The sequence below is a fragment of the Tepidibacter hydrothermalis genome (assembly GCF_029542625.1).
GTDB lineage: Bacteria > Bacillota > Clostridia > Peptostreptococcales > Peptostreptococcaceae > Tepidibacter_A > Tepidibacter_A hydrothermalis.
This window is the reverse complement of the sequence record NZ_CP120733.1, coordinates 244019-266160: the sequence shown is the minus strand read 5'-3', so window position 1 is coordinate 266160 and position 22142 is coordinate 244019. Positions and strand designations below refer to the sequence as shown.

Annotated in this window: 16 protein-coding genes; all 16 read right to left on the bottom strand. The window is 30.0% G+C overall.

Annotated features, from left to right (window positions below):
• Nucleotides 1–25 precede the first annotated feature (25 nt).
• On the bottom strand, nt 26–844 hold the full coding sequence (locus tag P4S50_RS01065) for a transporter substrate-binding domain-containing protein (RefSeq protein ID WP_277732659.1): 819 nt from the start codon (nt 842–844) through the stop codon (nt 26–28).
• Nucleotides 845–891: 47 nt separating this feature from the next.
• Complete coding sequence (locus tag P4S50_RS01060) at nt 892–2073, bottom strand: MalY/PatB family protein (RefSeq protein ID WP_277732658.1); 1182 nt, start codon at nt 2071–2073, stop codon at nt 892–894.
• Nucleotides 2074–2329: 256 nt separating this feature from the next.
• A complete protein-coding gene (locus P4S50_RS01055) occupies nt 2330–3193 on the bottom strand; it encodes an MBL fold metallo-hydrolase (RefSeq protein WP_277732657.1) in 864 nt (287 codons plus the stop codon).
• 98 nt (nt 3194–3291) lie between these two features.
• Entirely contained in the window at nt 3292–4125 is an 834-nt protein-coding gene (locus tag P4S50_RS01050) for a methyl-accepting chemotaxis protein (RefSeq protein WP_277732656.1), read from the bottom strand.
• A 281-nt stretch (nt 4126–4406) separates the two neighbouring features.
• Entirely contained in the window at nt 4407–5639 is a 1233-nt protein-coding gene (gene hydF, locus P4S50_RS01045; protein ID WP_277732655.1) for a [FeFe] hydrogenase H-cluster maturation GTPase HydF, read from the bottom strand.
• On the bottom strand, nt 5617–6948 hold the full coding sequence (gene hydE, locus P4S50_RS01040; protein ID WP_277732654.1) for a [FeFe] hydrogenase H-cluster radical SAM maturase HydE: 1332 nt from the start codon (nt 6946–6948) through the stop codon (nt 5617–5619). The genes hydF and hydE overlap by 23 nt, the downstream gene beginning before the upstream one ends.
• Before the next feature lie 400 nt (nt 6949–7348).
• Nucleotides 7349–8722 carry a [FeFe] hydrogenase H-cluster radical SAM maturase HydG gene (hydG, locus tag P4S50_RS01035; protein ID WP_277732653.1) on the bottom strand — a complete coding sequence of 458 codons (1374 nt, stop codon included), beginning with the start codon at nt 8720–8722 and terminating at the stop codon, nt 7349–7351.
• A 16-nt stretch (nt 8723–8738) separates the two neighbouring features.
• On the bottom strand, nt 8739–8984 hold the full coding sequence (locus P4S50_RS01030; protein ID WP_277732652.1) for a TM1266 family iron-only hydrogenase system putative regulator: 246 nt from the start codon (nt 8982–8984) through the stop codon (nt 8739–8741).
• A 616-nt stretch (nt 8985–9600) separates the two neighbouring features.
• Complete coding sequence (locus tag P4S50_RS01025; RefSeq protein WP_277732651.1) at nt 9601–11397, bottom strand: NADH-dependent [FeFe] hydrogenase, group A6; 1797 nt, start codon at nt 11395–11397, stop codon at nt 9601–9603.
• A 23-nt stretch (nt 11398–11420) separates the two neighbouring features.
• Entirely contained in the window at nt 11421–13214 is a 1794-nt protein-coding gene (nuoF, locus tag P4S50_RS01020) for an NADH-quinone oxidoreductase subunit NuoF (RefSeq protein WP_277732650.1), read from the bottom strand.
• Nucleotides 13215–13263: 49 nt separating this feature from the next.
• Nucleotides 13264–13740 carry an NADH-quinone oxidoreductase subunit NuoE gene (gene nuoE / locus P4S50_RS01015; RefSeq protein ID WP_277732649.1) on the bottom strand — a complete coding sequence of 159 codons (477 nt, stop codon included), beginning with the start codon at nt 13738–13740 and terminating at the stop codon, nt 13264–13266.
• Between the two features lie 901 nt (nt 13741–14641).
• Nucleotides 14642–15565, bottom strand: coding sequence for an HPr(Ser) kinase/phosphatase (gene hprK, locus P4S50_RS01010; RefSeq protein ID WP_277732648.1), 924 nt, complete (start codon nt 15563–15565; stop codon nt 14642–14644).
• Nucleotides 15566–15608: 43 nt separating this feature from the next.
• Nucleotides 15609–17414 (bottom strand): excinuclease ABC subunit UvrC, encoded by a 1806-nt coding sequence (gene uvrC / locus P4S50_RS01005; RefSeq protein WP_277732647.1) that lies wholly within the window; start codon nt 17412–17414, stop codon nt 15609–15611.
• Nucleotides 17415–17826: 412 nt separating this feature from the next.
• Nucleotides 17827–18480 (bottom strand): GntR family transcriptional regulator, encoded by a 654-nt coding sequence (locus P4S50_RS01000; protein WP_277732646.1) that lies wholly within the window; start codon nt 18478–18480, stop codon nt 17827–17829.
• Between the two features lie 54 nt (nt 18481–18534).
• Nucleotides 18535–19503, bottom strand: a complete 969-nt coding sequence (locus P4S50_RS00995; RefSeq protein ID WP_277732645.1) for a glycyl-radical enzyme activating protein — start codon at nt 19501–19503, stop codon at nt 18535–18537.
• A 4-nt stretch (nt 19504–19507) separates the two neighbouring features.
• Nucleotides 19508–21898, bottom strand: a complete 2391-nt coding sequence (locus P4S50_RS00990) for a glycyl radical protein (RefSeq protein WP_277732644.1) — start codon at nt 21896–21898, stop codon at nt 19508–19510.
• Nucleotides 21899–22142 lie beyond the last annotated feature (244 nt).

Sequence of the window (22142 nt, the reverse complement as noted above, 5' to 3'; positions counted from 1 at the left end):
CTACCACCAATCACTTGCTAAATTATTATTTTTTTGTTGTATCTAAATCAAACCACTTTTTAGATAGTTCACTTAGTGTTCCATCTTCATGCATTTCTTTAATGACTTTGCTTATATTGTCTGACATTTCTTTACCCTCTTCACTTTTTGTAAATGGATATGCATTAATTTCTGATCCTATTTCTGTATTTGCTCCCATTAGTTTTACATCTAAATTTCCTTGTTTAATAACTGTTTGAGATTTGATTGCTCCTTGCCAGCATGCATCAAGTCTTCCAATCTCTACTTCCTTTTCTAAAGGTGTTCCATCATAAAATGACATATCTAAATCAAGTTTATATTCTTCATTTAATGCTCTTAATGTTTTTTCTCCATTTCCACCTAACCAAGCTCCAACTTTTTTACCTTTAAGATCTTCTATTTTTTTATAATTACTATCTTTTTTTACTATAAAATCATATTTACTATAAGCATATGGTTCAGTAAAATTATATTTTTCTTGTCTCTCTTTTGTAATAGACATTTGATGTGCCACTGTATCAATTTGACCAGCATCTAATAATCCAACCAATCCACTAAACTTTGATACTGTGAATTCAACCTTATATCCAGCTCTTTTTCCTATTTCATTCCAAACATCCACTTCAAATCCTTGAAGCTTATCATTTTCCTTAAAACACCACGGACTATATGTACCACCAGTTCCAACTCTTATTACTTTTTCAACCTCTTTTGATGTGCTTTCATCAGCTTTTACATCTTCTGTTGTATTACATCCTGCAAATAACATAGTAGTCGTTAATACTAATGCTAACAATATTGCTACTTTCATGTTTTTTAACATATAAATCCTCCTCTTTTTATAGTGTATTGTTCATCTATGCTTTTTTCCTATAGTTGGTTATCTATAGCTTTTTTCAATCTACTTAATCCTTCTTTTAATATAGATTGTGGACAAGCAATATTTATTCTTACAAAACCTTCTCCTTCTTCTCCATAGGTATATCCTTGATTCAATATTAACTTTCCTTTGGTAAAAATAATATTTTCTAAATCATTTTTATTCAATCCTAGTTTTCTTAGATCTAACCATACTAAATATGTGGCTTCAGGTTGAATCACCTTCACTCTAGGAATATTCTCTTCTATGTACTTTGTTAAATAGTTTAAATTTTGTTCTAAATATAGCAAAAGCTGATCTAACCATTCTTCTCCATGTCTATAAGCTGCTTCTAATGCTTCTATTCCAAATGTATTTGGTTTTGAAATACCACAGCTTTCTCTTGCTTTTAAGAACTTGTTTCTTATTAATTCGTTTGGAATAATGATATTTGAAGTTTGAAGACCCGCAATATTAAAAGTTTTACTCGGAGCTGTACAAACAATAGTATTTTGAGCAAACTCCTCACTTATTGAAGCCAAAGGCGTATGCTTATTACCTTTTAATACTAAATCAGAATGTATTTCATCAGATACGAGTATTACATTATTTCTTATACAAATATCTCCAAGCCTTTTTAATTCGTCTTTACTCCACACTCTTCCTACTGGATTATGAGGACTACATAAAAAAATAAGTTTTACGGTATTATCAATCTTTTCCTCTAAATCATCAAGATCCATTACATATTTTTTCCCATCAAATTTCAAAGGATTATCGACTACATTGCATCCATTGTTCATAACTGCTTTAAAAAATGGTGGGTATATAGGAGATTGAATTATTACTTTATCTCCAGGCTTTGTTAGTGCTTTTACTATAATATTTAATGCTGGAACAACCCCTGGTGTAAATACAATCCATTCTTTTTTTATATCCCAATTATGGCGATGCTTCATCCAATGAATTACTGAATCATAATAAGTATTATATCCTCCAGCATATCCAAAAATTCCATGAGAAGTTCTATTTATAATTGTATCAATAACACACTGTGGTGCTTTAAAATCCATATCCGCTACCCATAAAGGCAGCACATCTTTATCCAATATACCAAATCGCTCTTCTAATCCATCCCATTTTAAACAATTTGTATCAAAACGATTGATTACTTCATCAAAATCATATTTCATAAACAACCCTTCTTTCATAGTTAAAAATGATTTTCTTATTTTTTATATTGTTTCCTATTTCTTCATATTCTTACAAAATCAATTATAATTCTTGCTTATAAAATAATCCAATAGAAAAAATTTATTTACATAATACGAACTATAAAATAGATTTATATTAAAATAATTCAAATTATTTTTGTATATATAAAAGGCGAAGGACTCATCAGAGTCCTTCGCCTTTTTATGCATAAAGAGATTATATTAAAATTTATTTTTAAACTTCTAAAACAGTTCCTGTACAATTTACAAAGAAATTCTCACATTTTTTCTCAAACATTTTAGTTGCTTTTTCTCCTGTACAGTGAGATACACCTATAAGATTAATATCCATTTCTTTTAAATATTCTATAGTTTTATTTATACGATCTTCATCAGCTTCTACAAGATGCGTTCCCCCTATAACTCCATATATATTCTTACCTGTTCTTTTAGCAATTGTATCAACTATATTTAAAATTCCAGGATGAGAACAACCAAGTAAAACTAAAAGTCCTTTTTCTGTATCTAAAGCTAAAACTATCTCCTCATCAAAAGGATCTATTATGTACTCTTCTCCTCGCTTTATTTTCATATTAGGATTACTTCTTTCAAAATCATAATTTTTTTCAAAATTAGTAAATACATATATATTTTCACTAAGCTCTACCATATCATTATTTATATAGTTAATATCTATTTTTTTATTTTTTATAAAAGATTCATCAAAATCAATTCCTATATATCTATATTCTGAACTAGCAGATGTAAAATCTAGTTTCTGCTTTCCATCTGAATAATGGTATTTATCGCTATTTACAAAGAATTTATCGCCTATATACATTTTTGGATTAACATTAAAAGTGTCTAAAAATTTTCTAACTCCTCCACAATGATCATAATGAGCGTGACTAAGTAGCAAATAATCTACTTTATTTAAATCAACCTGTAAGGCTTTTGCATTTTCAATAAAATCTCCTGTTTTTCCTGTATCAAATAGAATATTACACTTTGGCGTTTCTATAAAAAAAGACAGTCCATGTTCATTATACAGTTCGTCCTTATCACCCAAAGAATTTTCTATTATTGTTGTAATTTTCATACCCCTCATCTCCTACTTAAATTTGAATTTACCCAAAATCTAAGAGTTCTAAAACTCCATCTCAATCAAGTTTTACTTTATATTATATGCTAATTCTATTAGATTTTTGACGCCATACCCTTAAGTACTGATGCCGACTGATTTAATTTTTCTATAACATCTGTTATTTCTTCAATAGAAGAAACCTGTTCTTCAAAAACAATATTTGAATCATTAATTTTATCTGATATTTTCGTTACTGAATCTTGAATATTTTTTAATACTCCATTTATTTGCTTAATAGACTCACTACTAGATACTGATAACTTTCTTATTTCATCTGCAACTACACCAAAGCCTCTCCCTACTTGTCCTGCTCTAGCTGCTTCAATCGCTGCATTTAATCCTAGTAAATTTGTCTGACTTGCTATATTTTCAATGAATTTCAATACTTTATCTGTATTTTGAGCTTCATCATAAGTCTTTTTTACATTTTTTTGTATAGCTCCATTAACTAATGCAACATCTTGTACGCCTTTATTAATTTCATTAATAGATTTTGCTATTTGCTCTAAAGAATCAGACAAGTTCTCAGTTAAATTAAACATCTCTTTTTGACGTTTTAAACTTTTGGCTATAACAATCGTTCCAACTACTTCTCCATTTTCTTCAACTGGAACTCCTATTGCTTTTACAGAAATTCCAAAAACCTCTTTTGGTACAATTATAGATACTGTTTTTTTAGCCTTTAAGCATTCGTACGCTGCACAACCTACTGGAATTGTATCCCCTGACTTTACCCCTAGCTTAATTGTTTCACTATCAACACCTCTTAAAAAATACTCTGTATTTGAAATAGTAAAAGCAATTTCATCCTCAAAATAGTATTGAAAATATGGTATTAAATTATTAAAAGATTTTATAAGTTCATTTTCTTCTAAAGTTGTAATCATGAAGTCACCTTCTTTTGAAATTTTGTATAATTTGTTATATTTTAACATAAACCAGTATAACACATCCTAAATTATAGCACATTTAACAATATTAAGGTAATATTTTAGTGCAACATGATAACGTCAAGATACGCTGAAAAAATAACAGTAGTTGTTAACAAACAAATATTATTTCAATAAGCTTAATTTTTGATTAATAATATTATTTAAATTATTAAAAAAAAATAAAAACCTAGATCTCATAAACGAAATCTAAGTTTCTACTTTTTTTATATTTTTACTTACTCTCCAATATAAAGTTCTTTAGCAACAGGGAATGGTTCAAGTGCTCTTTCTAAAACTCCAGTTATATGACCTATTAATATTCCGTAATTTACAATAGGAGTTCTATTTTCTCTAGCCTGCATAACTCTAAATTCCATTTCCTTAGGATTTAGCATGCATCCACCACAGTGAACTATCAAACTATACTTTTTCATTTCATCTGGCTCTGGATAGTTGACTCCAGAAGTCCATTCAAAGTTTAAATTTTTACCACACATACCCTCTATCCATTTAGGAATTTTATCTTTTCCTATATCTCCTTCTTGTCTATGATGAGTACACCCTTCACATATTAAGACATTATCATTTTCTTTTAGTTTCTCTATTTGCTTAACTCCAAGAACAAGTTCTTCTAAATCAGCCTTGTATCTCGCATATAATATTGAAAATGATGTCATAGGTATATCTTTTGGAGTTAACTTATCTACTTTTTCAAAAGCTTGTGAATCTGTTATAACTATCTTTGGCCTTTTATTAAGACCTTGAAGAGTTGCTTCAAGTTCTGTTTCTCTTGTTATTATTGCTATTGAGCCATGGTCTATTATATCTCTTGTAGTCTGTTGTTGAGGAAGTATTAATCTTCCTTTAGGTGCAGCCTTATCTATAGGAGTAACTAAAACTACATAATCATGTGGTTCTATCAAATCCCCTACTATCTTCTTTTCAACATCAGTATTTGGAGAATACTTTATAATTAAATTTTTAAGTTCATCTATTCCATCTCTAGTCTTTGAACTTACCTTTACAAATTCAATTCCAATCTCATCTTGTATATTATTTATATCACTTTCTGACAGATTCTTTTCATCAGACTTGTTTACAACTCCAACTACAGGTATCTTCTTATCCTTGATTCTATCTAAAGTTTCTTTATCAAAATCAGTTACCCCATCAACTGCACTTATAACAAGTACTGCAAGCTCAGTTTTGTTTAACACCTGAAGAGTCTTTTTTACTCTAAGCTGACCTAAATCACCTTCATCATCAATACCTGCTGTATCTATTAAAACAACAGGTCCTATTGGAAGTATTTCCATGGCCTTATAAACGGGATCAGTAGTAGTTCCAGCTACATTTGAAACTAGGGCTATATCTTGATTAGTAAGTGCATTGATAAGGCTTGATTTACCTGCATTTCTTTTTCCGAATATAGATATATGAAGTCTATTACTTCTCGGTGTTCCCTGCATCCTTATACACCTCCATGTCTATTTTTAAATAAGATGGGAATTCTCTATTTGCTCCCGTAACTGCATCATATGCAGATTTTAAATCAACCATATTTTTGTCCGAATATATTTGATAATTGTATCTATACTTTGCTGGAGTATTTATAAGCATTATAGTATTTGCACCTGCCTTTAGGGCATCTGCTTGAAGATCTGAATCAATTGACGCCAGTGCAGTAGTTGCGGGAAGGAATACTCTCTTACATACAAGTCTTGTAACTGCAACCGCCTTTAAAGTCATATCTACATCTCCAGTTGGATAATTTTCAAGAGGAGTTCCTTTTGCAGGTATAAAAGGTCCTATGCCTATCATATTAATACCCATGTCCTTGAAATAAAGTATATCATTTGCAATATCTTCTTCTCTTTGACCTGGAAGACCTATTATACAGCCAGATCCATTTAAATATCCAAGTTCTTTTAACCAACTAGAACATTCTTTTCTATGATTTATATCATCATCAGGATGGATAAATTTAAATATTTCTTCATTTGTAGTCTCTATTTTAAGAAGATAATTGTTAGCTCCAAGCTTTTTAAAGTATTCATACTCTTCTCTTGGTCTTTCTCCTAAGCTTAAAGTTATCTTCATTCCAGTTTCCTTTTTAATCCTAGTTATTAAGTGGGCAATTCTATCCCTAGTCCACCAAGCATCTTCTCCTGATTGAAGTATTACAGTTTTTATTCCTATATTATGAAGTGAGTGAACAACTTCCATTATCTCATCCTCAGTCATTCTATATCTTTGAAGACCTTCAAGATTTCTTCTAACCCCACAATACTTACAATCTTTTTTACAGTGATTAGAAAACTCAATAGCTCCTCTTATATCTACAACATCTCCAATTATCTTCTTTCTCATCTCATCAGCAGCCTTAAAAAGAGCCTCCATTTCAGCCTTTCTATCTGTTTTAAGAAGAAGAACTATATCAGAATGAGTAAGATCTTGTCCATCTTCTATCTTTTTAAGAACATCTAAAAATCCATCTCTTATTATAGAGTTTTTAAGTTTATCTATAAGACCTGTAAGTCTTTCTGGCTTTTCTTCATATATACCTCTTATACTTATATCATTCTCTCTTAAATACTTCTCACTTATATCAATATCTTTATCCTCAACCTTTATAGCAATAGCACAAACCGAACCATACTCAGCAGGAGCAGGAACAAGCGAAGTCTTAATTCCATTATCCTTTAACAACTTATCTCCCATTAACATATGATTAGTAGACCCAGCCATTATAAGAAAGTGTTTCACACCTTTATCCATACTATTCCTCCAGCAATCTTTGTCTTAATAATATTTATGAACTTATACTTATGCACTTAAATATTTTTTATATCTCTTCATCTTTATTTTCAAAATGTTTTTCTTTTTACATCTTTATTTCCTATATCTTTATTTTAAAATTTCTTACTAATAGAATATACTCTATATCACAAATTCTAAAAAATAAAGCTTATTAAAATGTTAGCGAATTTTTAAATATTTATAAATAAAACTTGTATTACATCGTTTGAATATACGTTAAGAAAGTTCGTTGTCTGACCATAGGGAGTTTAGAACTTTTAGTATATTCAATAAGATGTAATGCTCAGTTTTATTATAAATATTTAATCATGAGCGATATTTCAATAAGCTTTATTTTTGGCTCAAGTACTATATATCCTTAGAAATAAAGATCCTTCTCTCCTGCTTCGATTCTTTCAAGTCTCTTCAATGTCTCCGCCTTAACTTTTTCTCCTTCTATCTTCTCTATCTCTCTATTAAGTAATTCTTCTCCCATTTTTTTAGTTTCATCAGATGCTACATTTACTAGATTTTCTTTAAATGTAAGTATTGCATTTGGTTGACAGAATTCATGTATATGAGCATCCTTTGCAAGCTCCATAAATGCCTCTCCCGTTCTGTTGTTTCTGTAACATGCAGTACAAAAACTTGGAAGATGTCCTTGCTTACATACAACTCTTAAAATCTCATCTAATCCTCTTTCATCATTTCCTACAAATTGCTTAGCGTCGTTATCATCTTCCTCATATCCACCTGGATTAGTCTTTGAACCTGCTGACATTTGAGATACTCCAAGTTCAAGTAGTTCATCTCTTAACTCAGCACTTTCTCTTGTAGACATTATTATTCCAGTGTATGGAACAGCCAATCTATATATTGCAACTATCTTCTTAAAATCAGTATCGCTTATTGGATATGGTACTTCTTCAAGAGCTGAACCAATTGCTGGTCTAAGTCTTGGAACAGATATTGTATGAGGTCCTACATTATACTTATGATCTAGATATTCAGCATGTATAAGAGTTGCTAAAACATCAAATTTATAATCATAAAGACCAAGCAGTGGTCCTATTCCTACATCATCAATACCCGCTTCAAAAGCTCTTTCAATAGCAGTAAGTCTATAATCATAATCTGTCTTTGATCCACTAACATGCATCTTCTTATAAGTAGGTCTATGATATGTTTCTTGGAATATCTGATAAGTTCCTATTCCAACATCCTTAAGTTTTTTAAACTCATCAACTTCAAGAGGTGCACAGTTTACATTTATTCTTCTTATATCTACATTGTCATATATAGCTTGTACAGAATCCACTATATGATCTATATGAGTAACCCTTTTATCCTCACCACATACTAAAAGTATTCTTTTATGGCCTTGATTTTCTATTGCACTTGCTTCTTCTATAACCTCGTTTGGACATAGAGTTCTTCTATGTAACTCCTTGTTATTTACTCTAAATCCACAGTATAGACAATTGTTAGTACACTCATTACTAGTGTAAAGAGGTGCAAACATTACTATTCTATTTCCATATATTTTTTCTTTTATATATTTAGCAGCTTCAAACATCTTATTTAAAATATCTTCATCATGTACCTGAAGTAAAGCTGCTGCCTCTTTAGATGTAAGTCCAAAACAATCCTTTGATTTTTCTATTATATTTAAAATTTCTTCCTTAGATACAGTCTTTGCATCCTCAAGAATATCATTTACTTTTCCCTCATCAATTATATTTAAAGTATTCATAGCGAAAACCTCCCCATTATTTTTGTGTTAAAGCACTCTTTACAGTAACTCCTTGAAGCCTTCCAAGTCTTCCAGTCAAAGCTCCTATCTCATCATTAGTACCATCTACAATTATAGATATAACACTTAAATTTTTTTCTTTATAAGGTATTCCCATTCGTCCAACAACAATTTCAGCATGTGTACTAAGTAATTTATTTACCCCACCTACACTGTCTCTATCCTCAACCAAAATCGCAACTACACCAATTCTCTTATTCATATAAATCTCCTATTCTAGTCTAAATATTAAAATTTATTTTCCTGTTTTATATTTCGAATTTTTATATGCTTTGATGTTTTACTTTAACGTACTCACTATATACATGACTACGTTTTAAAAATTACGTTTATTTAAATGTTAGCTACTTTTTGGTTAATATTTTTCTATAAAATCTAGATTTAAACGTTTAAATCTACGTTAAGAAACTTCATTGTCTGAGCATAGCGAGTTTATGAAGTTTTAGTATATTTAATAAGTTTAAGTCTCTGATTTTATAAAAATATTGACTAAGTAGCGTTATTTAAATGAATGTAATTTTTCGATTAAATACTAAATCATAGTTTTAAAGTATAAATAAAAAAGCCTTCCTTAAAAAAAGATAAGGAAAGCCAATAATTTTCATATCACCCTCTCACCTTTTACTCAGATAAATATCCTTGTAATTAGAATTTTAATAGTCTCCTCTTGATGAATAAATCCATCAATCAGATTTAAGTTATTATGTTAATAATATTGTCAGAATAGGTACAAACTGTTTTGTACCTATTCTCATAATACTATAAGATGTTTTATTAAAGAGGTCAATTAAATATTGACCTCTTTATATATTATGCTTTTAGCAAGACTCACATGCACAAGAATTACATTTTCCCTCACAAACTTCTTCTTCAACTGGATATATTTCTTTCTTTTCATAATGAGTATGAAGTAACTCATGAGCCATATGTCCGTTTGGTTTTCCTAAGAAATCAGCATATAACTTTTGAATTGATTCATTCTTATGAGATTTTCTAACAGGCATAAGAGCATCTTCCTCATATAAAGCCTTAGCTCTTTCTACTCTTAAATCTACTTCTTCTCTTACCTTAGCTGAAACTTGTGGTTGTCCTCCACCAGTTACACATCCTCCTGAACATCCCATAACCTCTATGAAATGATAATCAGCTTTTCCTGCTTTTACTAAGTCAAGAAGTTCAGATGCTGCACCTGTTCCATGAACTACAGCTACCTTAACATTCATATCTCCTATTTTAACTTCAGCCTCTTTTAAGTTTTCTATTCCTCTAACAACGTTATATTCTATTTCTTCTAAATCTTCACCAGTAACTACATCAGCTACTGTTCTAATAGCAGCTTCCATAACTCCACCTGTAGCTCCGAATATAACTCCTGCTCCTGAGTAATCTCCAAAGAATTCATCGAATACTCCGTCCTCTAATTTGTTAAACTCTATTCTAGCTTCTTTTATCATCTTTCCAAGCTCTCTAGTAGTAAGTACAGCATCTACATCTCTTAATCCGTTAACTGTCATTTCTTTTCTTGCAGACTCAGTCTTTTTAGATGTACATGGCATTACAGATACTACATATATATCCTTTGGATCTATATTATTAATTTTAGCATAGTAAGACTTAAGTATAGCTCCCATCATTTGATGAGGTGACTTACAAGTTGATAAATTATCTATAATTTCAGGATAATAGAATTCACAATATCTTACCCATCCTGGAGAACATGAAGTTATCATTGGAAGTGTTCCACCATTTTGAATTCTATTTAAAAGCTCGTGTCCTTCTTCCATTATAGTAAGGTCTGCTGCAAAGTTAGTATCAAATACCTTATCAAATCCTAGTCTCTTAAGAGATGATACCATCTTTCCAGTAACTCTAGTTCCTATTGGAAGACCAAATTCTTCTCCTAAAGCCGCTCTTACTGCTGGTGCAGTTTGAACTAATACATGTTTAGATTTATCTTCTATAACATCCCATACTTTTTCTATTTCAGTTTTTTCTCTAAGAGCTGCAACTGGACATACATTTATACATTGTCCACAGTACACACATGGTGCCTCCGCCATACTTTTACCAAATGCAGGTGCAACTTCTGTTTCTATACCTCTATTAGTAAATGCTAATGCTCCTATTTTTTGAACCTTTGAACATACAGCAACACATCTTCCGCAAAGTATACACTTATTAGGATCTCTTACTATTGAATCTGATAAGTTATCTATTGGTTTTACCGTTCTCTCTCCTTCAAATTCAATATCTTTAATATTTAAGTCCTCTGATAGTTTTTGTAATTCACAGTTTCCATTTCTAAAACATGCTAAACAATCTCTATCATGATCAGAAAGTATTAATTCAAGATTAGCCTTTCTAGCCTCTCTTATCTTTCTTGTATTAGTCTTTATTACCATTCCATCAGCTACTGGATGAACACACGAAGCCTGAAGATTTCTAGCACCCTCTATTTCAACTAAGCACATTCTACATGCCCCTATTTCATTTATATCCTTTAAATAGCAAAGCGTTGGTATATCTATTCCTATTTCTCTAGCAGCTTGAAGTATAGTATACTCCTTAGGAACTTCTATTTTCACATTATCTATAGTTAAAGTAACTTTTTGCACCTTAAACACCTCTCTTTTCATGATTATTGTTTAGATATAGCTCCAAATGGACATTTAGCTACACATGCTCCACACTTTATACAAGTATTCGTATCTATAACATGAGCCTCTTTAACATTTCCTTTTATAGCATTAACTGGACATACTTTAGCACACAATGTACATCCCTTACATTTATCTTCAGTAATCTTGTACTCAAGTAGTGCTTGACATACTCCCGATGGACATCTCTTTTCATTTACATGAGCTTCATATTCATGTCTGAATCTCTTTATAGTTGAAAGTACTGGATTTGGAGCAGTTTGACCAAGTCCGCAAAGTGCAGAAGTCTTGATATTTTCAGCAAGCTTTTCAAGCTTTTCTATATCTCCTTTTTCACCTTTACCTTCTGTTATTTTCTCTAATGTTTCAAGCATTCTCTTTGTTCCTATTCTACATGGTGGACATTTTCCACATGATTCTTCAACTGTGAATTCTAAGAAGAATTTAGCTATATCAACCATACAGTTATCTTCATCAAGTATAATCATTCCACCAGATCCCATCATAGAACCAAGAGCTGTTAATGAATCATAATCTATTGGAGTATCTAAATATTCCTCTGTTAAGCATCCACCAGATGGTCCTCCAGTTTGAACTGCCTTAAACTTCTTACCGTTAGGAATTCCTCCACCTATTTCAAATATTATCTCTCTTAAAGTAGTTCCCATAGGTATTTCTACAAGTCCAGTATTTTCTACCTTACCTCCAAGAGCAAATACCTTTGTTCCCTTAGACTTTTCAGTTCCAATTGAAGAGAACCAATCTGCTCCTTTTAATATTATCTTTGTTATATTAGCATAAGTCTCAACATTATTAAGAAGTGTTGGCTTATTCCATAAACCTTTAACTGCTGGGAATGGAGGTCTTGGTCTTGGCATACCTCTTTTACCCTCTATAGAATTTATAAGTGCAGTTTCTTCTCCACAAACAAATGCTCCGGCTCCAAGTCTTATCTCCATATCAAATTCAAAATCAGTTCCAAATATATTTTTTCCTAAATATCCTGCTTCTCTAGCCTTGTCTATTGCTATTTGAAGTCTTTCAATTGCAACTGGATACTCTGCTCTTACATATACATATCCTTGATTTGCTCCAACTGCATATCCAGCTATAGCCATGGCTTCTATTATGCAGTGTGGATCTCCCTCAAGAATAGATCTATCCATAAATGCTCCTGGATCTCCCTCATCTGCATTACACGCAACATACTTTTGCTCATCCTCTGTTTTATAAGTGAATTCCCATTTAAGTCCAGTTGGGAATCCTCCACCTCCACGTCCACGAAGACCTGATCTTTTAACTTCATCTATAACATTTTCAGGTGTCATTTCAGTTAGTGCCTTTTCAAGTGCTTTATATCCTTTTAATTCTATATAATCATCTATATCTTCCGCACCTATAGCTCCACAATGCTCAAGAGCTATTCTCATTTGCTTTTTATAAAAAGGTACTTCTTCAAAAGACTTAACTTCTCCATCTTCAGTAACTGCTTCTTTATATAAAAGGTCTTTTATTATCTTTTTACCTATTATGTGTTCATCAACTATTTTCTCTACATCTTCAAGTTTAACATGTGCATAAAAAGCTCCTTCTGGGTAAACAATAACTATAGGTCCTGCTGCACAAAGTCCGAAACATCCTGTTTTTACCATTTTAACATCTTGTCTTATTCCTCTTTGTTCAAGTAAATTTTCCATTTTCTCTAATATTTTAAGAGAACTAGATGAAGTACAACCAGTACCCCCACAAACTAACACCTGGTTTTTATAAGCCATTAAAAGTACCTCCTTGAATAATTTCTTCTATACTATAATAAGTTTCACTCTATTTGTATTTGCTAAGTATTCCCTCAACATCATCAGCTGTAAGTTTTCCATATACATCTTCATTAACAGTTAATACAGGAGCAAGTCCACAAGCCCCTATACATCTAGTAGCTACTAATGTGAATTTTCCATCCTCGCTTGTCTTTCCTACCTCTACATTGATCTCTTTTGATATTTTATTTATTATATCTTGAGCTCCTTTAACATAACATGCCGTTCCAAGACATACTCCTATTACGTATTCCCCTTTTGGTTGAAGTGAGAATTGAGAATAAAAAGTTGCAACTCCATAAATCTCAGCAAGTGGAATATTTAGTTCTTCTGATATTTTCTTTTGAATTTCAATTGCAACACATCCAAATATTTTTTGCGCTTCTGTAAGCACAGGCATTAATGGTCCAGATTTTCCTTTATATTTTTGTATAACATGGTCTAATTTTTCAAAGTTCTCTTTAGTGAAGACATCTCTTGCCATCATGTACCTCCCCATATATTTATAAAATATTAATTTATTATATTGTGATAACTTTATGCTAAAAAATAGTTTTACTCAAAACTTTGTTAATTTATTGTCTTTCAGTTTTATTAAAAATATTATAACACGAATTTATTTTTTTGTGCAAACCTTTTATTTTCAACAATTTAAACATTTCTCAATTATCTATATATTGACAACGTTTTCATTTATGCATTTTATGCATACTTATTCATATCACTGTATTTTAATACATGTTTTTGATATTGAATCTCATTTTCTAGTAATCACGATCAATTTTTTAAGTATATAATCTTAATTTCCCCACACTTTTTTTTATTCATTTTTATGTATAAAAATTCATTTTTTTCATTTTTTACAACTTTATTTTTGTATTTAACATGAGTATTTATGTGATTTGTGTTATTTTTTTAACATCCCCCTTCCATGCATCCGTATAAATACTTTTTTAAGAATTTTCTTTTTATTTTGAATATTAATTCTTATTTTACATATATTTTCACTTTTTGTAAATATATTTTTAGTTTTCACTTGACAAACAAATAACAAAATTATAATTATACTAACTAATCAAAAAACATGTTTTTTCTATTTTTTTTTGAAAATAAATTATTTTTTTATAAATTTTTATTTAATTTCAAATAATATAAGGTCTACCTTCAAAGTATTTCGTTTTTTCCTTATAAAGTTTTCATATGTAAACTTTTATGGAATATATTAACTTCTATTATTGTATTTTAATAAATATTAAGATCGAACTATAAATATATTTCTTAAGAATATATACGTAAACTTTTAACATTGTATGAAAAAGAATACAGTATACTTACCTTATTTAATAAAAAAGCTACATTATATAAACATAATGTAGCTTTTTTATCTATTTTTCATTATCTAATTTTTTCATCAACTTATCGTTAAAAACTTTAGCAGCATTATATCCCATGGCCTTTTGTCTATAATTTCTAGATGCAACCTCTATTATCATAGCCAAGTTTCTTCCAGGCTTTACTGGTATAGTTATCTTTTCAACAGGTATTCCTAATATATCCATATGTTCTTCGTCTATACCTAGCCTATCATAATACTTACCATCCTTCCAAGACTCCATATAAACTACCATATCTATTAATTTACTAGGCTTTATAGCACCTACTCCATAAAGACTCTTTATATCAAGTATTCCAACCCCTCTTATTTCCATTAAATATTTTATAATATCAGGGGCTTGTCCTGTTAATAAATCTTCCTCTGTCTTCTTTATCTCAACAGCATCATCAGCTACAAGTCTATGTCCTCTTTTTATAAGTTCTAGAGCTGTTTCTGATTTTCCTACACCACTTTCTCCAGTTATTAAAACTCCTATTCCATAAACATCTACTAATACTCCATGTATCGTTGTCGTTGGAGCTAATTTTGAATCCAAATAGTTTGAAATCTTATTTATAAATCTAGTAGTATTCATAGGTGTTCTCAAAAATATCTTTTTATGCTTTTTACAAGCCTCTATTGCATCTTTACTAGGTTCAAGTCCTCTAGTTAGTAAAAGAGCTGGAATATCATAAGAAAATAACTTATCTAATCTTTCCCACCTTGTTTTTTCATCTAAATATTGAAAATATTCATATTCTCCTCTTCCTACAATCTGTATTCTATCAGATGAAAAATATTCAAAAAATCCCGCATACTGAAGCCCTGGTCTATTAACATCAGACGATGTTATATACTTCTCTACATTTTCTGGCATATATACTACTTCTAAATTTAAATCTTCTATCATTTGTTTTACTGGCACCTTTTCCATGTCATCATCCCTTTCTGCTTTATGCTAACGCATAACTTCTTACTTACTTTGAATTAAAGAATTCATATACGCTTTTTGCTGATTTTTTATTCATACCTTCTACACTCTCAAGTTCATCCAAAGATGCTCTTCTTATATTATCTACATTTTTATAGTGAGATAATAAGTTCATCTTCCTTTTACTACCTATATTAGGTATATCATCTAATATAGATTTAGTCATATTCTTAGTCTTTAAAGATCTATGATAAGTTATAGCAAACCTATGCACCTCTTCTTGTATAAGATATATAAATTTATATATATTAGAGCTTTTATCTAATTCAAATTCTCTATCAGTTGATATAAGTCCTTTTGTTCTATGCTTATCATCTTTATACATTCCCCATAAAGGTATATCAATATTTTTATCCTTTAAAATTTTATTAACTGCATTTACTTGACCTAATCCTCCATCAAGTAATATGAGATCTGGATAATTTCCACTTTCTAATCTTCTACCCACTATTTCTTGCATAGATGCATAATCATTTGGCCCTATAACAGATTGAATCTTATATCTTCTGTATTCTTTTTTATCTTTCTTTCCATCTGTAAATACAACCATGCTTCCTACTGAATCCACTCCTTGTATATTTGAGATATCATATGCTTCTATTCTTTTTGGTTTATTATCTAAATTTAACAATTCTTTTATCTGATCTAAAACACCTGTAGTCTTTTCAAACTTGATCTTTTCTAAATTCGTAAACTTTTCTAGTGCTTCTAAAGCATTTTTTCTTACCATATTAACAAGATCTTTTTTTTCTCCTCTTTTAGGTATTTTAATTTCTACATTTTTACTTTTAATACCACTTAACCACTTCTTTATTATCTCCATATCCTCTATTTCATTTTCTATTATTAACTCCCTGGGTATAAATACACCAGATGAATAAAATTGTTTTATAAAAGAAGCCATTATTTCTTCTCTTTCATTATCAATTACACCTTTTAATATATAGTGTTCTCTACCCACTATTTTTCCATTCCTAATAAAAAATATTTGGACACAAGCTTCATCATCTACCTTTGACATTGCTATTACATCTTGATTTATATCATTAGTAGTTACTATCTTTTGTGTTTGTATTATATTTTCAATACTCATTATTTTATCTCTGTATTTTGCAGCTTTTTCAAATTCAAAATTCTTTGAACATAATTCCATATTTATTTGTAGTTCTTTTTTAAGATTTTCTATTTTACCAGATAGAATCATTATTATCTCATCTATCATTTCCATATAATCTTTCTTGCTCACATTTCCAGTACATGGCCCTATGCATTTTTTAATATGATAGTTAAGACAAGGTCTTTGTTTTCTTTGTATAGCTCTATTTATATCTATACTGCAAGATCTTATAGGATACATATTTTTTATAAGATCTAAGGTCTCATTAAGAGCAGTTATATTAGTATATGGTCCAAAATATTTAGCTTTGTCTTTCTTTATCTTTCTAACCTTTAATACTCTAGGATAATCTTCATTTAATGTTATCTTTATATATGGATAAGTTTTATCATCTCTTAATAAAACATTGTATTTAGGTCTATATTCCTTTATTAGATTGCACTCAAGTATCAATGCCTCTACTTCTGAATCTGTAATTATATATTCAAATTCAGTAATATTTTTAACCATAGATTTTACTTTTAAAGTATGGTTCTTTGACATAAAATACTGTCTTACTCTGTTTTTCAAAGATATAGCCTTTCCTACATATATAACATTTTTATATTTATCCTTCATTATATAAACACCTGGTGAACTAGGTAGATTTTTTAACTGTTCTTTTATGTCAAACATATTATTCACTCCTTATGACTTATTATAATTAATTTTTAGAAATTTTAAAATAAAAAAATATTTATTTTAGAATTTTTAAATGTAAACTTTTTTGAAATTCATTATAATAAATTTACTTTATACTTTGTCATATACATATATTACAAAATTTGATAGTTCCCAAAATCTAAGTTTGTGATATAATAATAATAACTAAAGTTCTATAATATAATAATAGTAACTAAAATTAAGGAGTGTGATTTCTGACATGTCCAACGGTGACAGGTCCGTTCCAACCCGAGTCAAAGACTATTCAGCATGTTTATCAATACTATTAATAATGTACTTTATTTCTAGTTTTTTAATCGGAATATTATAAAAAAAGTCTACCTAATCTTAGGTAGACTTTTTTTATTTATACACAATAACTCTATTAAATAGTAATTTTCTCAAGAGCCATTTCAAGTCCTGATTCTAAATGATCTTCTTTTAATATACTATTGGCTAGTTCATATTCTTTATTACGAATAGCTTCAACAAATTCAACTAAACGATCATTAACTTCTTTAATATGAACACTGCTTTTACCACATATTAAACCTATACGTATTAATTCATTTTGATTATTTTGATAAATTTTATTGATTCTATCATTTTCAAAAACGCTGATTAGTTCTTTATGCATTTCAGTATCAGCAACTTCCCAATCATATACATTATTATGAGCACCTCTCATGTTAACAACTTTTGCTTCAAGACGATGTGAATATTCCCATGTCTTATCCATATCAAAAATCATCTTAAGAGCATTTTCTTCAAAAAGACTTCTTAACTGATATATTTCCAAAACGTCTTTACGAGTAACTTCCTTAACTCTTATCTTTTTTCTATAACCAGCAACTAATAATCCCTCTATTTCAAGTCTTTTAATAGCCATTCTAACTGGCATCCTGCTACTTTCCAATTCCTTAGCTAAACCTGATTCCGTTAAAGCTGACCCTGGTGGATAAGTTAAATTAAGAATTTTATTCTTGATATCTATATAAGCTAAATCCATCAGGGATTGATTTGTTTGTTCATCTTTCATTCGATCACCTCAAAATTTGATACTAAATAATATATAAATGATATCATTTGAAAATTATTTAGTCAAATCTATCGAACCATCTGGAATTCCTGTATTTGCTCGTATTTCTAAGCTATATTTTTTTTGTTCTAAAAGTGAAACTATCCTTTTAATACAATCCTTTGATGGCGAATTTATATTCTTAAGCTCATACTCAATATCCAGTGAATTATAAGTATCAATTCCATATCTGTGATAAGGTAAAAGTTCTATATATCTAATCTTACTTAATTTATTACAAAACTCTAGAGTATCTAATAAATTATAATCAGAATCATTCAGGCCAGGAATAATCGGAACTCTTATTCGAATATCAAAGTTATACTTTGAAGAATCGAGTTTAATAATATTATCTAAGATAATATCATTTTTTACACCCGTTAATGCCTTATGACAACTAGAGTCCATATGTTTTATATCTATAAAAAGTGTATCAACAAATGGAAGTACCTTTTCAATATCTTTATATTTGGCGAACAAACTTGTTTCAATAGCTGTGTTGATTCCTTTCATCTTGCACCCTTTAAGAACATCCCTTAAAAATTCAACCTGAATAAGACATTCACCACCACTTATTGTAACTCCTCCATTAGAATGAAAGTAAAAAAGCTCATCCTTACTTATTTCATTTATTACTTCATCTACAGACATAGTCATACCATACTTTTTAAATGCACCAAAAGGACATATATCAATACATTTAAAACAGCTAGTACACTTTGATCTGTCTATATGAATTTTTTCATCATTAGATAAAGACAATGCATTTTCAGGACAATGACTTATACATCTTTTACATATAGTACATTTTTTTTGTATATATCCCAGTTTGTCATTTATATTTTGTGATTCAGGAGTAGAACACCATTTACATTTTAATGGACATCCATTAAAATACACAACTGTTCTAATTCCATCTCCATCATGAATTGAAGCTCTCTCAATTCTAAGTATAGAACCTTTTCTATTTATTTTTTCTAGCAAAGTATCACCCCACAGAAATTCCAGTTTGAATAGTTCTACCTATTATTTCATCTTGAATATCTTTACCTAATTCAGTAAAGTATGCAGTATAACCAGCAACCCTAACTAAAAGTCCTTTATATTTTTCTGGTTCCTTTTGAGCCTTGATAAGTTTCTCTTGATCTATTACATTGAACTGAACATGATATACTCCAAGTGTACACATACTCTTAAGTAAAGACATCATCTGAATCTTACCTGCTTCATCAGAAATCATAGAAGGTTCAACCTTCATGTTAAGTAAAGTTCCTTGAGTAAATCTAGCATGAGGAATATTAGCAACAGACTTAAGAACAGCAGTAGGACCATTCATATCAGATCCACCAGAAGGACTAACTCCATCTGCTAAAGGAGTCCACGCTTTTCTTCCAGACGGCAATGCTCCAACCTCTAAGCCAAAAGGAGTATTACCTGAAACAGGTAAAATACCTGGAGTTAGCTTACCAAATTTACTATCATATTTCTCTATTTCATCAGCAATAAAAGTAAATATATCTCCTGCTATATCATCTACTAAAGAATCATCATTTCCATACTTAGGAGCATCCATACAAATTTTATGAAGGATATCATAACCTTCAAAATTATTCTCTAAAGCTTTTAAAAGTTCATCCATAGAAATGTTTTTCTCATTATATATAGTGTGACGAACAGCAGCCAAACTATTAATCAAATCAGCAATACCAATAAGAATAATTCCATTACCAATATTGTATTTAGCACCACCCCAAGCATAATCCTTGGCACTTTTAATACACTCTTTAAAAGTAAGAGATAAAGTAGGACAAGTTCTATCCATACATACCTCATCTATTACATGACTTCCCATTACACAAGCTCTAACAGAATATTTAATCTGATCCTTAACTGCATCTAAAAACTTTTCATAAGTATCAAATTCAAGAGGATCACCAGATTTAATAGAAATAACTTTATTATTTTTTCTCATCTTCCCATTTAAAAGAGCAAATTCAACCATACTTCCTAAGTTGATATCTGCAAGAGCTGTATATTGTTTAGTTCTACCTTCAAGATTTGTTTCAACACATCCACAAGGATTCCAATTAAAAGCTTCCTTTAAAGGAATTCCTTTGTTCATAAGCATTCTTATACCAATATCATCATTATGAAAAGCCGGGAATCCAGTTCCCAAACTCATAAGATCAACTACCTTTTTTAAGAATGAATTAGGGTTCTTACCAACACTATATCTAACAGATAAAGATGGTTGATATAACTTTACATCCATAGTAGCTTGTAAAATCATATAAGATAAATCATTTACAGCATCTCTTCCACAATCATCTACTCCTCCAACACAAACATTTTGAAACATCGGATATCCAGCTGCAAATTCAGCAGTAACTTCATCTTGGAATAAACATGGTTCACTAAACTTAATCCAAAGACAACCTAACAACTCCTGAGCTTCATCTTTAGTTATAATCCCTTTTTCTAAATCATTTTTATAATATTTCCATAAATACTGATCCATTCTACCTGGGTTATAACTTGCAGCATTTTGCTCCATGAAAATGCATGTTTGATAGAAATAAAAAAGTTGAAGAGCTTCTCTAAAATTCTTTGCAGGATTCCATGAGATAGAATCACAAATTGAAGCAATATCATTAAGCTCTTTTTTTCTAATTAAATCATCAGTTTCGTCTGCATATTTATGAGCTAACTTGGCATGTCTCTCAATCAAAATTTTAATACCATCAGCAGCAATTAATTGAGATTTTAAATAATAATCCTTTTGGTAATCACCCGGAATAGTAATATCTAGTTTTTCTCTACTTTTTTGAATTTCTTCAACAATACCAGATATCCCAACATTAAGAAGCCATTCGTATCCTGCAGTAGTTTCACCAAAACCTCTAACAGCCTTTCTATTAATATAAAGAATTCCATTATCAGTAAGTTCTTTAGTTTCTTCAGGAACTTGAACTAACCACTTTTCATAATTTGATTTCCCTTTCCAGTACGGTTTAATTACCTGTTCAAAAATAACCCTATCTTCAGCACAAAGATAAAAAGGATCATATTTTCTATTGCTTATAGTATCTAGTTCAGCATCAAGTACAGACCAACAAGTATCTGCACATAGAATTCCCCCACGTTTTTTACTACCAGAACAGCCTACAATTAATTCATCTTCATAAATTTCAATAGTCTTTTCACTACACTGTTTATGAAAAGCCTTAGCCTTTCTAACAACATGTGGATGTCCTTCAGTTTCTATAAAACTCTCAGTCAGAATTCTAGCATTTTCTAAATCCATCTCAGGTCTAATCTCTAAAAGCTTTGATTTAAGCCTTTCTATTCTTTTTATGTATGACTTATTTTCCTTGTTCATATAATAATCTCTCCCCCTCTTCCCAAATTTAGGACCCTATATTATTTTTGGGATCCTAAAATAAATATAGCATATTAAAATAATTTCTGTCAAACAAAATTCGTCTAGTGGAAGTGTAAAAAATTCGCTTCATGCTAACGCATGGCTCATGTCGCCAACGATCCCTACGGTCTCCGTTGCTCAAAAATAGTTGATACTATAGTTCTCTTATCATTATTATTCACAAAACAAAAATGTTATAATT